General features: G+C 44.7%; 14 protein-coding genes. 2 read left to right on the top strand and 12 right to left on the bottom strand.

Annotation, left to right across the window (positions count from 1 at the left end; all coding sequences use genetic code 11):
* Together G3R49_RS10365 and ffh are read right to left on the bottom strand one after the other, a co-directional pair.
* Positions 1–1,212, bottom strand: coding sequence for an efflux RND transporter periplasmic adaptor subunit (locus G3R49_RS10365; RefSeq protein ID WP_167869602.1), 1,212 nt, complete (start codon positions 1,210–1,212; stop codon positions 1–3).
* A gap of 219 nt (positions 1,213–1,431) precedes the next feature.
* Complete coding sequence (gene ffh, locus G3R49_RS10360) at positions 1,432–2,805, bottom strand: signal recognition particle protein (RefSeq protein WP_130601523.1); 1,374 nt, start codon at positions 2,803–2,805, stop codon at positions 1,432–1,434.
* Positions 2,806–3,065: 260 nt separating this feature from the next.
* Between ffh and G3R49_RS10355 the strand changes: the two genes are divergently transcribed.
* The gene (locus tag G3R49_RS10355) at positions 3,066–3,854 is read left to right on the top strand and encodes an inner membrane protein YpjD (RefSeq protein ID WP_167869601.1); all 789 of its coding nucleotides are present in this window, start codon (positions 3,066–3,068) and stop codon (positions 3,852–3,854) included.
* 149 nt (positions 3,855–4,003) lie between these two features.
* Positions 4,004–5,281: an HlyC/CorC family transporter gene (locus G3R49_RS10350; protein ID WP_130601519.1), complete on the top strand. Its 1,278-nt coding sequence runs from the start codon at positions 4,004–4,006 to the stop codon at positions 5,279–5,281.
* Positions 5,282–5,424: 143 nt separating this feature from the next.
* Here the strand turns inward: G3R49_RS10350 and G3R49_RS10345 are convergent, their stop codons facing one another.
* The 10 genes from G3R49_RS10345 to G3R49_RS10300 form a co-directional block, all read right to left on the bottom strand.
* Positions 5,425–5,961 (bottom strand): DUF962 domain-containing protein, encoded by a 537-nt coding sequence (locus G3R49_RS10345; RefSeq protein ID WP_130601517.1) that lies wholly within the window; start codon positions 5,959–5,961, stop codon positions 5,425–5,427.
* A 222-nt stretch (positions 5,962–6,183) separates the two neighbouring features.
* Positions 6,184–6,564, bottom strand: coding sequence for a holo-ACP synthase (acpS, locus tag G3R49_RS10340; protein ID WP_130601515.1), 381 nt, complete (start codon positions 6,562–6,564; stop codon positions 6,184–6,186).
* Complete coding sequence (pdxJ, locus tag G3R49_RS10335) at positions 6,564–7,301, bottom strand: pyridoxine 5'-phosphate synthase (protein ID WP_167869600.1); 738 nt, start codon at positions 7,299–7,301, stop codon at positions 6,564–6,566. Before pdxJ ends, acpS begins: the two co-directional genes overlap by 1 nt.
* A 114-nt stretch (positions 7,302–7,415) precedes the next feature.
* Positions 7,416–8,102, bottom strand: a complete 687-nt coding sequence (recO, locus tag G3R49_RS10330; RefSeq protein WP_167869743.1) for a DNA repair protein RecO — start codon at positions 8,100–8,102, stop codon at positions 7,416–7,418.
* Positions 8,103–8,132: 30 nt separating this feature from the next.
* Complete coding sequence (gene era, locus G3R49_RS10325) at positions 8,133–9,068, bottom strand: GTPase Era (RefSeq protein ID WP_245335348.1); 936 nt, start codon at positions 9,066–9,068, stop codon at positions 8,133–8,135.
* Positions 9,069–9,184: 116 nt separating this feature from the next.
* Positions 9,185–9,865, bottom strand: coding sequence for a ribonuclease III (rnc, locus tag G3R49_RS10320; protein ID WP_167869598.1), 681 nt, complete (start codon positions 9,863–9,865; stop codon positions 9,185–9,187).
* On the bottom strand, positions 9,865–10,779 hold the full coding sequence (gene lepB, locus G3R49_RS10315) for a signal peptidase I (protein ID WP_130601507.1): 915 nt from the start codon (positions 10,777–10,779) through the stop codon (positions 9,865–9,867). Before lepB ends, rnc begins: the two co-directional genes overlap by 1 nt.
* A 196-nt stretch (positions 10,780–10,975) precedes the next feature.
* Entirely contained in the window at positions 10,976–12,766 is a 1,791-nt protein-coding gene (lepA, locus tag G3R49_RS10310) for a translation elongation factor 4 (RefSeq protein WP_130601505.1), read from the bottom strand.
* Positions 12,767–12,890: 124 nt separating this feature from the next.
* On the bottom strand, positions 12,891–13,433 hold the full coding sequence (locus G3R49_RS10305) for a SoxR reducing system RseC family protein (RefSeq protein WP_210147184.1): 543 nt from the start codon (positions 13,431–13,433) through the stop codon (positions 12,891–12,893).
* Between the two features lie 138 nt (positions 13,434–13,571).
* A complete protein-coding gene (locus tag G3R49_RS10300) occupies positions 13,572–14,504 on the bottom strand; it encodes a MucB/RseB C-terminal domain-containing protein (RefSeq protein WP_130601503.1) in 933 nt (310 codons plus the stop codon).
* Positions 14,505–14,513: the final 9 nt, after the last annotated feature.

The following is a 14,513-nucleotide window of genomic DNA, read 5'->3' as shown; positions in this document are numbered from 1 at the left end:
TTATTGCTCCTGTTCTTGTTCTAATGCCTGTTGCTTAAGTGCCTGCTCCTTCGAAATTTTATCTTCTCGCTGTTCATACTCTTCACGAGAAAGTGGTTCAGCTAACTGACCATGACGCACTCTGTGCATGCCTTCTACTATGACTGCCTCGCCTGCTCGTAGGCCACTTTTAACCACCACCCCCATTTTGCCTTGATGCTCTATTACGATAAACCGGCGTTCAACTTTATTATCTGGCAACACCACCATGACATACACACCACCTTGTTCAACTTGGGTTGCTTGTTGTGGAATGACGACAGCATTGTTGATCTCAGTGAGCTTGATACGAACATTGGTATATTGCCCAGGTAGCAATTCTTTGTTGGGATTAGGAAGTTCAGCACGAACTTGAAACGTGCCGGTTTCTGGATTGACCGATGGGTCCGTAAAACGCACATCTCCTAAATAAGGATACTCAGTATTATCAGGTAAGGTTATTGTCACAAACCCTTCTACAGCCTTACCTTCTTCCTCGGCTTCCTTCTGTTTTGAGTAACTCGTCATTCTGCGTCGCGCATTTAAGTAATCCAGCGCAGACATATTGAAAGTGACATAGATAGGGTCAACTTGCTTAACTCGGGTCAATAAAGATTGTCCACTGCTACCGACTAGTGCGCCGATATCGACTTCAGAACGACTCACCAAACCGGAAATAGGTGACTTAATTTCGGTATAGCTGAGCTCAAGTTGCGCTTCTTCTAGCTCAGCTTTACTGGCGGCTAAACTTGATTTGGCCTGAGATAACACAGATAAAGCATTGTCAAAGTCCAACTGGCTGGTTGCGTCTTGTTCATAAAGAGGTTTTAAGCGCTCTACATCACGCCTAGCTTTATCTAATGCAGATTGCTGGGATTCAACGTTGGCTTTAAGACGGTTAACCACCGCAAGGTAAGGACGATTATCAATTTGATAAAGTAGTGTCCCCTCTTGAACGGCACTACCTTCAATAAAGCTCTTGTCTTCAACGAAACCATTAATTCTAGCTCTGACTTCCACATCAAGTGACGCTTGCGTCACACCAATATAGTTGCCATAAAGCGGCACGGTTGCAGAGGCGGCTTTTTCAACCACGACAAGTTTTGGGGTAATTTTCGGTTCTGGTTTTTCACAACCAAGGAGAGCAATGAGCGATACAAAAACGAACAAACGTTTTCTTAGGATTCTAACCATGAATACACCCCAAAAAATCCATTATTCTAAAGGCGAGAGATGAGACAAAACCGTCTGATAAAAAACAATTAGTTATCTTTAATTATGCTCAAAGTGTAAGTGTTAATTTAACATAGCAGCAAACAAAAAATACATACTCATCACAACAACGTTTTTTCAGCTAATAAAAAAGCCCAAGTTAGTGCTTGGGCTTTCTAGATATCTCATTGGTGACGACTTTTAACGACCAGGGAATTTCATGCCTGGTGGTAACATACCACCCATACCGCGCATCATCTTCTTCATGCCGCCTTTACCCGACATCTTTTTCATCATTTTCTGCATTTGGGTAAATTGCTTAAGCAAGCGGTTTACATCTTGAATCTGTGTACCAGAACCATTCGCAATACGACGCTTACGCGAGCCTTTAATGATATCAGGGCGCTGACGCTCAGCAGGCGTCATTGAGTTGATGATAGCTTCCATTTGCTTGGTCATCTTACCGTCTTGCACTTGAGCAAGTGCTTCAGGTGGCAATTGACCTACCCCCGGCAGCTTTTCAATCATGTTCATCATGCCGCCCATGTTTTTCATTTGCTGCAGCTGCTCACGAAAGTCTTCTAAATCGAATGAACCGCCTTTTTTAACCTTAGAAGCAAGCTTCATGGCTTTGTCTTTATCGACGCCGCGCTCTACTTCTTCGATTAATGACAGCACATCACCCATACCTAGGATGCGTGATGCTATACGATCAGGATGGAACGGCTCAAGCGCGTCGGTTTTCTCACCTACACCCAAGAACTTAATTGGTTTACCTGTAATGTTACGGATAGATAACGCGGCACCACCTCGAGCATCACCATCAACCTTGGTTAGCACCACACCAGTAAGCGGCAGGGCTTCGTTAAAGGCTTTAGCGGTGTTAGCAGCATCTTGACCTGTCATCGCATCAACGACAAATAAGGTCTCAACTGGGTTAACTGCGCTATGAAGGTCTTTAATCTCATCCATCATGGCATCGTCAACGTGCAGGCGACCTGCGGTATCGACAATCACTACATCGATGAATTTAAGCTTAGCGTGAGCAATTGCTGCATTGGCAATATCAACTGGCTTTTGGCTTACATCTGACGGGAAGAACTCAACTTCGACTTCAGTAGCCAGGGTTTCTAGCTGCTTAATCGCCGCTGGGCGGTATACGTCGGCGCTGACAACCAATACAGACTTCTTGTGACGCTCACGCAGCAGTTTACTTAGCTTAGCGACAGAGGTTGTTTTACCCGCACCTTGCAGACCCGCCATCATAATCACTGCTGGTGGCGTTGCGGCTAAATCTAATGCTTCGTTAGACTCACCCATTGCACGCTCAAGCTCGGCTTGAACGATTTTGATAAATGCTTGACCCGGGCTTAGGCTTTTAGCGACTTCTTGACCAACAGCGCGTTCTTTTACACTGTTAACAAACTCACGCACCACTGGTAAGGCAACGTCAGCCTCAAGTAGCGCCATGCGCACTTCGCGTAGGGTCTCTTTAATATTGTCTTCGGTGAGACGACCACGACCACTGATATTTTTCAGGGTACGGGATAATCTGTCAGATAAATTCTCAAACATGGTTAGCGCTATACCTTTAGCCACTCATAATGGCGGCTATTATACCCAAAGTATGCCTAGATGCGAGTATTGCCCTTGGCAATCGTTTCCTATTTGCTGCTTTAACGATTTAAATTAAAAAAATGCGACCACTACAGTTAAATTATGCGTCTTAGGTCACTGCCAACCAAGGGGGGAATCATGTTACTCTATGGAATAATTCTCGTTTAGTTTATTCTCTATCAGAGACAAACTTAGACTTCGTTAAAAGGTTGAAGCAAATGGTTATTTTTTCAACTGCAGCCATGTTGTTATATTGCGTTGCACTGCTGCTTGTTACCAGTCGTCTGTTCCATGTAGACGGCCCAAATCGCACCTTGGTGACTGGCGTATCTGCAATAGCGGTTGGATTGCACGGATTTGCACTTTACTACGCGATTTTCACGCCAGAAGGACAAAACTACAGCCTGACTAACGTGATATCTCTGGTTAACTGGATTATTGCGCTGTCATTTACGCTAACGCTGTCACGCCTGAAAGTAATTATCGTGCTACCGGTAGTGTATGCCTGCTCAATTATTTCAGTGCCGATTTTATGGCTGCTGCCTTCGCACATTATCGCACCGCTCGCAGACAAGCCTGAGATACTAGGCCATATCATCTTATCGCTAATGGCCTACAGTGCTTTGATGATTGCCGCCCTGTACGCTATTCAGCTTTATTTGATCCAAAAGAAATTAAAAGACAAAAAAGCCATGATGAGCCCAGCAATGCCGCCACTGATGACGGTTGAAAAACAGCTTTATCATTTGATTTTAATTGGCTTTGTGCTGCTTAGTTTGTCACTTGCAACTGGCTTTATATTCCTAGAAGACATGTTTGCCGACGGCAAGGGCCACAAAGCAATATTATCAATAGCCGCGTGGTTTGTTTATGGCGCCATGTTATGGCAGCAATACACGGTTGGCTGCCGTATTCGCACCGCGGTAATTTATAGCTTATCAGGGTCATTTTTACTTTCTCTTGGCTACTTTGGCGCCCGCGTCGTTAAAGAGCTGATCATCAGCTAATCTCTCTTGGGGTCGGTTTTCCGTTCATGAAAATCGTCCCATTCACTTGACACCAAGTCGTGTTACTTAATAATGGGCGTTTACGAACGACATTTTGTTAACTAAAGCACTTTGTTAACCCAATTAGCACAAAAACCTGGAGCCCCTTTTTGGACGAAATATCGACCAGTGCACTGCTGATATTCCTGTTTATTTTAATCGTTATTTCAGCGTACTTTTCGGGCTCTGAAACCGCAATGATGTCGCTAAACCGTTACCGCTTACGTCATCTTGCATCTGCAGGTAACAAGGCTGCTAAACGCAGCGCCAAAATGCTAGAGCGTCCAGACAGGCTGATTGGGCTTATCTTAATTGGCAACAACCTGGTTAATATTCTTGCATCAGCAATCGCTACCATTGTTGGCATGCGCATTTTGAGTGGTTTTAATATTGATGAAGCAGCAAGTGTCGCGATTATCACTGCGGTGCTCACCGTAGTTATCCTCATTTTTGCAGAAGTTACCCCTAAAACCTATGCTGCGGTGCATCCAGAGCGTATAGCGTTTCCATCAAGCTTCGTCCTCAAATGGTTGTCACTCCTGCTCGCCCCATTAGTTAAACTGCTCAATCACATTACTGGCGTGTTGTTAAAGTTACTTGGTATTCATAATGTTAAAAGCGATGATGCCCTTAGCCAAGAAGAACTGCGCACCGTCGTACATGAAGCTGGCGCACTCATACCACAGCGTCACCAGGACATGCTGTTATCTATTCTGGATTTAGAAAAAGTCACGGTAGAAGATGTGATGATTGCTCGCAGTGACATCTACGCCATCAACATCAATGACGACTTTAAGCAAATCAACAAACAAGTCATTCAAAGCCCACACACTCGGGTGCTGGTTTATCGCGACAATATTGATGATGCAGTAGGCTTTATTCATCTACGTGATGCCTTAAGGCTTCAATCAAAAGAAGACTTTAGTAAAGCCACCCTAGTACGCGCGCTCAAGGAGCTGTACTTTATCCCTGAAGGGACGCCGCTTAACACTCAACTGGCTAACTTCCAGCTCAACAAAACCCGTATTGGCTTGGTGGTTGACGAGTATGGTGACATTCAAGGTCTAGTGACCTTAGAGGATATTCTTGAAGAGATTGTCGGAGACTTCACCACTTCAATGCTACCAGCACCGAGTGATGAGATTAACGCGCAAAAAGACGGTAGCTACCTTATTGATGCCACGATTAATATTCGCGAGCTTAACAAAGAGATGGATTGGGATTTCCCAACTGATGGTCCGAAAACGCTTAACGGGCTGATCATTGAGCACCTTGAAGACATCCCTAGCGCCCATACCAGTCTGATGATCGCAGGCTATCCGTTAGAAGTTGTTGATGTGGCGGATAACATGGTTAAGACAGTTAAGGTTGTAAACAAGCTGACATAAAAGCGATGCTACTCATTGCAGCTCAAATCTATCATTAACCATTGCTAAAGCTGCTCATAAAAAATGTCGCTACGGCTTAACCGAAGCGACATTTTTTGTGAGCAGTGAAACGCCTAATTGTTTGTCGATTTATTCAAATAAGCTTAAGCGTTTGCTTGCTCGCGGCGCTTAGCTTCTAAGGCGCGACGCTTATCTCGCGCTATCGGTGTAATATCGTGCTCTAACTGCTTTAACCAACCCAGCATAAAGTACACTTCAGCCATTAAGAAAAATGGCCCAATTAATAACTGATTTAAATCATCGATAAACGCAGGCTTGGCTTTCTCATATTTGTGACCGAGAAACTGAATAGCCCAACCCACAACAAATACGCTAACGGCAATCAATATTGGTGACTCAGTGCTGGTTGCCACCCAGTCAGATGTATATAACACAGGCAGAATAAATAAGGTAAGCCCAATAGCCAACTTAGCGTGCAAAGCAAAATAGTACACCAGTACTATCATCATGAACACGCTCGCCACACTAACTTCAACATCGGCAAACGCAAAACGTACGCAGCCAAGCAACACGAAAATAGACCAGATGATCATCGGTACACCAAAAAAGTGGGTACGGATATTTTTAGGATTTAAATGGACGCTTTTGTAGGTCGAAAGCTGCTCGATAGCTGATTTCATAATGGGCTCACTTTTGTCGTTATTATATTTTTATGATGTCGGTATTTTTGTAATTTGGCCAAAACCTAGTCTTTAATTTGTGCCACGCAATTTGCGCTACTGGCATGTGTTATCGACTTGTTAATCTACCGCAAGCGCTATTTAATTTAAAGCCCATTAAAAATGGTGCCACCAGGCACCATTTTTAATTACATGTTTTGATAGCAGCACTTACACCACAGTTTATGACTCCAAAATCACAGTGGCCGTTGCATACCTTTGCTCATCAGCGATCGAAATGTGCGCGCTTTTGCCACCAAGCAAGCTAAGCCTTTCAAGAGCGCCGTCGGTAAACTTAAGCACAGGCGCACCATCTTCATTATTGCTGATATGAATATGTTGAAACGACACGCCGCGGCCAATGCCTGTACCTAGGGCTTTTGCTGCGGCCTCTTTTGCTGCAAAACGCTTGGCTAAATAGCGCTCAGGCATTGCCGAGCCGCTAAAAATCTCAAACTCGGCTTCAGTTAATACCCGCTTGGCAAGACGCTCAGGGTGGCGCTCAAGTTGAGTTTTGATTCGCTCGATTTCTACAATATCGGTGCCGAGTCCAACAATGGCCATTATTCGCCTCGACGACCTTCAAGCATCAGCTGCTTCATATCGCGCACGGCTTTCTCAAGTCCATCAATTGCTGCGCGGGCGATAACAGCATGACCAATGTTCAGCTCATAAAGCTCTGGGATAGCCGCAATCGCTTTGACGTTGTGATAATGCAAGCCGTGACCCGCATTAACAATCAAGCCTTTGCTATGGGCATAAGTTGCCATTTCACGAATACGGTTTAACTCTTCTAGCTGCTCAGCATCGGTTTCAGCATCGGCATAACAGCCAGTGTGGATTTCGATGTAAGGCGCACCAGAGGCAACCGCTGCATCAATCTGGGTTTTGTCGGCATCAATAAACAAAGAGACTTTAATGCCCTCTGCAGCAAGTCGTTTAACTGCATCAGTGATCTTGTCTAACTGCCCAGCGACATCTAAACCGCCTTCAGTGGTGAGTTCTTCGCGCTTTTCAGGCACTAAACATGCGTAAGCAGGCTTAACTTCACAGGCGATGTTAATCATCTCTTCGGTAACGGCAAACTCAAAGTTCATGCGAGTTTTTAAGGTTTTGGCTAGCAGGTATACATCGCGGTCTTGAATATGACGACGGTCTTCACGTAGGTGAATAGTGATGCCGTCAGCACCAGCATGCTCAGCAACAGCTGCTGCGTGGATAGGATCAGGATAGTTTGTTCCGCGAGCCTGACGTAGGGTCGCAATGTGGTCGATATTAATACCTAATAAAATGCCGCTCACACACAGCTCCTTATGATTATTTTTGGTACTGAAAAATTGAGAATGCTCAGCATTGTACTTGTAATACTAAGCAGTATAAAGCGCGCTAAAGCTTGGTTTAGCTGCTAATGAAAACTATGACCTGACAAATAGCTTTCGGCTCAGCAGTGGTTTATCACCAAGCAAGGGCGCAAGTAATCCGCGCATTAAGCCTTTAGCGCTGTTTTGCTGTTCATTATTAAGCTCATCTGCAGCTAAAGCCAAAAGCATGTCTCCCTTAAAGCTTTGCTTACTTTTCGCTGCGATAGGCATAAAGCCTGTTTCATCCAAGTAGCGATAAAAGCACTCGGGTGAGATATTGTCGCCCTGACTGTCATACTCAAGCTGCGGCATTGCGCCAAGCTCATTTAATAGCTGCTTTTCAAAATAGCGCAGTAAATTGGCATCAAACTCACTGGCAAGCTTCATCAAGGTTTGATGATACGCCACAAATAAGGTATCAGCCTGATGCTCTACCTGAATAAGCCTAACCAGCAGCTCATTGAGGTACATGCCAGAATAAAGTGCATTGCCAGCTAACGGCAGCGGCAGTGAGGCAGACTCAATTTGGGTGATGGTTCTAAGGCTGGATTGAGAAGATTTAGGCTGATATAAGAATTGAACTAACAGAGGTTGGAATGGCTGCAAGATGCTTTTAATCGAGCGTTTTTTACTGCCAACACGGGTAATGGCATCGACGCGGCCGACACCATCCACCAATAGATTAACGATAACGCTCGACTCGCGAAACGGTCGATGATGTAGCACATAAGCGCGTTGCATCATCGACTTATTTACTCAACAAAGCTTGGCTTAGTCTTCACCATAGCCAAGACTTCTTAGGGCACGCTCATCATCTGCCCAACCAGATTTAACTTTAACCCACACCTCCAAGAAGACCTTGTTGTCAAACAGCTCTTCCATATCAAGACGGGCTTGAGTGGCAATAGTGCGAATACGCTCGCCCTTGTTACCAATCACCATGCGCTTTTGGCCTTTACGCTCAACCAACACGAGAGCATTGATTTGATAAACGCCGTTTTCCATCATCTTAAACTGCTCGATTTCAACGGTGGCATCGTATGGCAGCTCGTCACCTAAAAAGCGCATTAGCTTTTCGCGAACGATCTCAGAGGCCATAAAACGCTGCGAGCGGTCAGTAACGTAATCTTCTGGGAAGTAAAACGGCCCTTCAGGCAGTGAGGCTTGCGCTAAATCTAAGATGCGCTGCACATTGGTGCCTTTGCTTGCTGAAATTGGCAAGATTTCATCAAAATCAAACTTGTTACCCAGCTTTTCTAGGTGCGGGAATAAGGCTTCTTTATCCTTAATTTCATCTACCTTGTTGATTGCCAGCACAATTTTACGGTCATCATTACGGTGAGATAGCTTCTTTAGCACCATCTCATCATCTTCAGTCCAGTTCATGCCATCAACAACAAAAATGACCATAGACACATCAGCGAGCGAGCTAGCAGCGGCGCGGTTCATCAAGCGGTTAATGGCGCGCTTTTCTTCAATATGCAGGCCTGGTGTATCCACAAACACAATTTGCTTAGGGCCATCACTATGAATACCCATAATGCGATGGCGAGTCGTTTGTGGCTTTTTCGAGGTGATACTGATTTTTTGCCCAAGCAGTTTGTTAAGCAAAGTTGATTTACCCACATTTGGGCGACCAACAATGGCAACCATACCGCAATGGGTAGTTTCATAGTCAGCGCCAGCTGCTGGGCGAGCACTGTTCATTTGCGCCAACAGCTCATCTAGGCTTGGCTCTTCGGCTAGATGCTCTTGTTCAACCAAAGGATCTTGTTGATGCTCAAGGCTATCGTCTTGATTTAGATGCTTGCTATCTTGCTTGCTCATGACTTGATTTTCTCCAATACTTGCGCAGCAGCTAACTGCTCTGCTTTACGACGCGAACTGGCAATCCCTGTCACAGCACCATCTAACTCTTGTACTCGACACTCTACGGTAAAGGTTTGGTTATGGGCCTCACCTTGTACGTTCACTACCTGATACTCAGGCAACGGCTTTTTAAATCCTTGCAAATGCTCTTGCAGCAAAGTCTTAGGGTCTTTTTGATTTACCCCAGGCTTGATCTCTTGCAAGCGCTTTTTGTACCAATTCAGTAATAACTTGCGGCAGGTATCAATATCAGCATCTAGGTACATGGCACCAATCACAGCTTCAACTGCATCAGCTAGAATTGATTCTCGGCGGAAGCCACCACTTTTAAGCTCACCAGGCCCTAAAAATAGGTAATCACCCAACTTAAACTCTTTAGCGATTTCAGTGAGGGTTTCCCCTTTCACCAAAGTTGAGCGCATACGGCTCAAGTCGCCTTCTGTGACTTTAGGGAACTGATGATAAAGCGCATCTGAAATAACTACCTGCAAGATAGCATCGCCTAAAAACTCTAGGCGCTCATTGTGCTTGTTCGAAGCACTGCGATGGGTTAACGCTTGCTTTAATAAATCGATATTAGAAAACTCATACCCAAGAGTACGACTTAATCTCGATAAATTCTTAATTGGTTCCATTAAACAATGCCACCTACACGTTCAAAGCGCACACCTGTTGGTACCCAAGTTGGTAACCAATCATCTTCTGTACGTTCAAACTCAAAACTAATCCAAATTGCCACGGCTTTACCTACTAGGTTAGCCTCTGGCACAAAGCCCCAAAAACGGCTATCAGTACTGTTATCGCGGTTATCGCCCACAGCAAAGTAGTGACCTTCTGGCACGTAAAACTCGGTATTGCTAAGCCCTGGCTGCTGGTAGAAATGCTGGCGATAATCAGGCTTTGCTGGGTTAATTAAAATGTCATGCTCAACGTCGCCTAACTGCTCAGTTAAGCGCACCAGAGGGCGACCTTGTTGAGTAAATTCACCTTCATTTACTTTGGTCAGCTCAACGCGCTGCATTTCAGGACAGTTGCCGCTGTCATCACATGCAGGCTTAATCCACAGCTGCTTGTTGCGATAAACCACTTTGTCGCCCGGCAGGCCAACAACACGTTTAATATAGTCAATGCTTGGGTTTTCTGGGTACTTGAACACGAATGTGTCACCACGTTCAGGCTCACCCGTTTCAACCAGCTTAGTGCGCCAAATTGGGTCGCGCAGGCCATAGCTAAACTTTTCTACCAGAATAAAATCACCAACAAGTAAGGTTGGTTTCATCGACCCTGATGGGATTTGAAACGGTTCATAAATGAATGAGCGCAAAATCATTACAAAGGCGATAACGGGGAAAATCGCGTGTGCGGTTTCAACAACTACAGGCTCACGAGTGATTTTGTCAATTTCTTCTTCTGACAGGGTTGCGCCACTTGCCTGAGCGATTTCTAGATTTTCACGACGTTTTGGTGCAAAAAAGATAACATCAACAAGCCAAATCAGGCCGCTGATCACAGTAACCAAAACAAGAATTAACGAAAAATGGGCTGCCATTGCTGGTTTAACTCCAAGGTGTAATTAAATACAAGGTATGTATGGGCACACGCCCCTGCTTAGTTGCTTTAGTATGCAGTAGCTTGTCTGATACCCCAGCAATTGAGTGTTACATTATATTGCTATCAATACCTTAATAACGACAACGCCGCAATATGCGGCGTTATCACATTGAATACTCAACAATTAATTTCTATTAATCATTCAGTTTCAATACCGCAAGGAAGGCTTCTTGAGGTACTTCAACATTACCTACAGACTTCATGCGTTTTTTACCTTCTTTCTGCTTAGCTAGCAGTTTCTTCTTACGCGATACGTCACCACCGTAACACTTAGCAGTTACGTCTTTACGTAGTGCTTTAATGGTGGAACGCGCAATAATTTGGCTGCCAACAGCTGCTTGAACCGCAATATCAAACATCTGTCTTGGAATAAGCTCTTTCATCTTTTCAACTAGTGCTAGACCTCGGTGACGAATGTTACTGCGGTGAATAATCATCGCCAATGCATCAACACGGTCGCCATTAATTAAGATATCTAAACGCACCATGTCAGCTTCTTCAAAGCGGATGAAGTTATACTCAAGTGAAGCATAACCACGACTGGTTGATTTCAAGCGATCGAAGAAGTCCATTACCACTTCAGCCATTGGCAGGTGATATGTAATTGCCACTTGGTTGCCGTGATAAACCATGTTGGTTTGTACACCACGTTTCTCAACACACAAGGTAATAACATTACCTAGGTACTCTTTAGGCACCAAGATATTAGCTTCTACAATCGGCTCACGAAGCTCTTCAATATTGTTCAGTGGCGGCAAGTCTGATGGGTTATCGACATACACCACTTCACCATTGGTCATCATTACTTCATACACTACCGTTGGTGCAGTGGTGATCAAATCAAGGTTGTACTCACGCTCTAGACGCTCTTGAATGATCTCCATGTGCAACAGACCAAGGTAACCAACGCGGAAACCAAAGCCTAGTGCGCCAGAGGTTTCTGGCTCGAAGAATAATGATGCATCGTTAAGGCTTAATTTGTTAAGCGCTTCACGGAAACTTTCGTAATCATCAGTCGAGATAGGGAATACGCCCGCGTATACCTGTGGCGTTACCTTTTGGAAGCCCGGCAGCGGCTCTTCAGCGCCATTTTTCGCGTGGGTTAAGGTATCACCTACAGGTGCGCCGTGAATTTCTTTAATACCAGAAATCACAAAACCTACTTCGCCAGCGCGTAGTTCAGGTGTATCGGTTTGTTTAGGGGTAAAAATACCCACACGGTCAGCACTGTAGCTTTGACCTGTAGACATAACCTTAAATTTCTCGCCTTTTTTCAGCACGCCGTGCTTAATACGCACAAGTGAGACAACACCTAGATATGAGTCAAACCAAGAGTCAATAATCAAAGCTTGTAGCGGCGCGTCCTCATCACCTTCTGGGGCAGGGATTTTAGCTACAATTTCTTCCAACACATCGTCAACACCGATACCGGTTTTGGCAGAGCAGCGCACCGCGTCCATTGCATCAATACCAACAATGTCTTCAATTTCAGCAGCAACACGTTCAGGCTCAGCTTGTGGCAGGTCGATTTTGTTTAAAACCGGTACCACATCTAAGTCCATCTCTAATGCTGTATAACAGTTCGCTAGCGTTTGCGCTTCTACGCCTTGACCAGCATCAACAACAAGTAATGCACCTTCACAGGCAGCCAGTGAGCGAGAAACCTCATAAGAAAAGTCAACGTGACCTGGAGTATCAATAAAGTTTAACTGGTAGGTATTACCGTCTTTCGCATGGTAATCAAGTGTCACACTTTGCGCTTTAATGGTAATACCACGCTCACGTTCAAGATCCATTGAATCAAGAACTTGCGCAGCCATTTCACGGTCTGATAAACCGCCACATACCTGAATAAGACGATCGGATAAGGTAGATTTACCATGGTCGATATGGGCGATAATTGAAAAGTTTCTAATGTGTTTCATTCTGCTGCTGTGAATAACTACTTATTGTGATTAATAGACAAGGTTGCAAATTGTACCTGATCACTAAACGAATACCAATCAGATTCACACTTTGCGAGCATTGAGTGCCCGTGAATAAACGAGATTAGGCTGTGGGTGTGCTGAGTCTTTGCCCTAAATACTGCACGATAACGGGTTGAGCATGAGCTTCAACACGCTTAGCAATACGTTTAGCCCCTAGCCAACTAATAAAGCCACCAGCAAAACCAAACAACATGGCGGCTACATCAGGGTTAAACTGAGCTAATTGCGCCAAAAATTGACCAAGCAAACCAAAGCCGAGTAAACCAAATAATGGCAGCAAGTAGACCAGCGCTGCCGACTTAATCACTACGCTCTCTGGTAAGGCAATTTTTAGCATGTCACCGGGCTGACATGGCTGCTTAGATGCGATAGAAAACTGCTGGGTTTTAACCGAAAATGCTTTAGCTATGGTTGATGTGCCGCAGTTGTCTTGGTTTGAGCAGTGGTTACATGCACTTTTAATTTGCACTTCAACTTGAGCCCAGCCATTTTGATAAGCCAGCACATGGGCAAGCTCCTCCATCACAGCAACATCATCACAGCCCGGCTGTGACGGCTGAGTGGGTTGCTTTAATTTATCAAGGTGTGGCTGGTTATCGCTCATATAAACTGGTAGACAGTGGCAAGGTTAAGAGTGATTTTACATTAGATATGCTGCATAGATAAACAAAAACCGCATCAGAGTTGGATGCGGTTTTGATTGTAGTGACTATATTTTAGAGCAAGTTTTTATAATAACTTTCTATTGCAACACAAGACTACGAGCGATTTTTTGCAGTGATTCAGCAGGCATTTTACCTACCACAACTACTTCAGCATTCCCGACAACCTCTGTCACCATAGATAAGCCGTTGCGGGTCACTAGCTCTTCAGGCATGGGACTTTCCTTTGCTAGCGTAACGTACACTGACACATTAGTAAGCCCGTCACTCAATGCAATATATTCAACCTGCTCTTGCGAACCAATCAGACGGTGATTGTCTTTAACCAACATTTCAAAGCCTTGTGGCAGCCAGTTAAATTGCCAATTTTGCGCTTGATTACGCTCAGCCAAATTCATTACTGGCGGCCATTCTTGCTTATAGGCTTCAACTAGAATACTTGCAGGCTCATCAAGCTCAATAAGCTCAATTACCATCATTTGCTCTAGCAATTGCTTATCACGATTAACAATATCAAAACGCAGTGGTAAGTAGGTCGCCATATCGACCCAAACCTGAGCATCATAACGATAGTCATCTTTAGCAATTAAACGGATCATTTGCCCTGGTCGCCCTGCAATACGACTGCGCCCCCCAAGGACAAACTCGTAGCCTTGAGCAAGCCGCTCAGGACTTGCCGCCAACGCCATTGGCCAAACCCCTTGGATACGCGGTGAGCGCACACTATAAGGCGGCTGGTCGTGTTCAATAAAGGTTACTTGATCTTCTACTCGTACGGCATTTTTAGGCGGACCATTAAGGTATTCAAGAAATGCCACAGGTTTATCTTCAACTATGCCGTGGATATACACCAAAGGGCGAATATGGTTGGATTGCAGCTGAATAATTGATGCTTTGAATTGTTGCTCTTGCAGAGCATGGCTCATTTTATCGAGCCATGCTTTTGCGGGAATATCTTCATTTGCCAATGAAGAACAAGAGATGAATAGCAGTGCTAGCAGGAAAACGCGCAAGCTAACTCC

This window comes from Shewanella sp. WXL01 (assembly GCF_012263345.1).
In the GTDB taxonomy this organism is placed as follows: Bacteria; Pseudomonadota; Gammaproteobacteria; order Enterobacterales; family Shewanellaceae; genus Shewanella; species Shewanella maritima.
The sequence above is the reverse complement of the archived record's forward strand: the minus strand, read 5'-3'. Positions and strand labels throughout refer to the sequence as shown.

Coding starts and splice junctions, on each gene's coding strand:
- G3R49_RS10365 (WP_167869602.1), bottom strand. CDS start 1,212: ATGGTTAGAATCCTAAGAAAACGTTTGTTCGTTTTTGTATCGCTCATT.
- ffh (WP_130601523.1), bottom strand. CDS start 2,805: ATGTTTGAGAATTTATCTGACAGATTATCCCGTACCCTGAAAAATATC.
- G3R49_RS10355 (WP_167869601.1), top strand. CDS start 3,066: ATGGTTATTTTTTCAACTGCAGCCATGTTGTTATATTGCGTTGCACTG.
- G3R49_RS10345 (WP_130601517.1), bottom strand. CDS start 5,961: ATGAAATCAGCTATCGAGCAGCTTTCGACCTACAAAAGCGTCCATTTA.
- acpS (WP_130601515.1), bottom strand. CDS start 6,564: ATGGCCATTGTTGGACTCGGCACCGATATTGTAGAAATCGAGCGAATC.
- recO (WP_167869743.1), bottom strand. CDS start 8,102: ATGCAACGCGCTTATGTGCTACATCATCGACCGTTTCGCGAGTCGAGC.
- era (WP_245335348.1), bottom strand. CDS start 9,068: ATGAACAGTGCTCGCCCAGCAGCTGGCGCTGACTATGAAACTACCCAT.
- rnc (WP_167869598.1), bottom strand. CDS start 9,865: ATGGAACCAATTAAGAATTTATCGAGATTAAGTCGTACTCTTGGGTAT.
- lepB (WP_130601507.1), bottom strand. CDS start 10,779: ATGGCAGCCCATTTTTCGTTAATTCTTGTTTTGGTTACTGTGATCAGC.
- lepA (WP_130601505.1), bottom strand. CDS start 12,766: ATGAAACACATTAGAAACTTTTCAATTATCGCCCATATCGACCATGGT.
- G3R49_RS10305 (WP_210147184.1), bottom strand. CDS start 13,433: ATGAGCGATAACCAGCCACACCTTGATAAATTAAAGCAACCCACTCAG.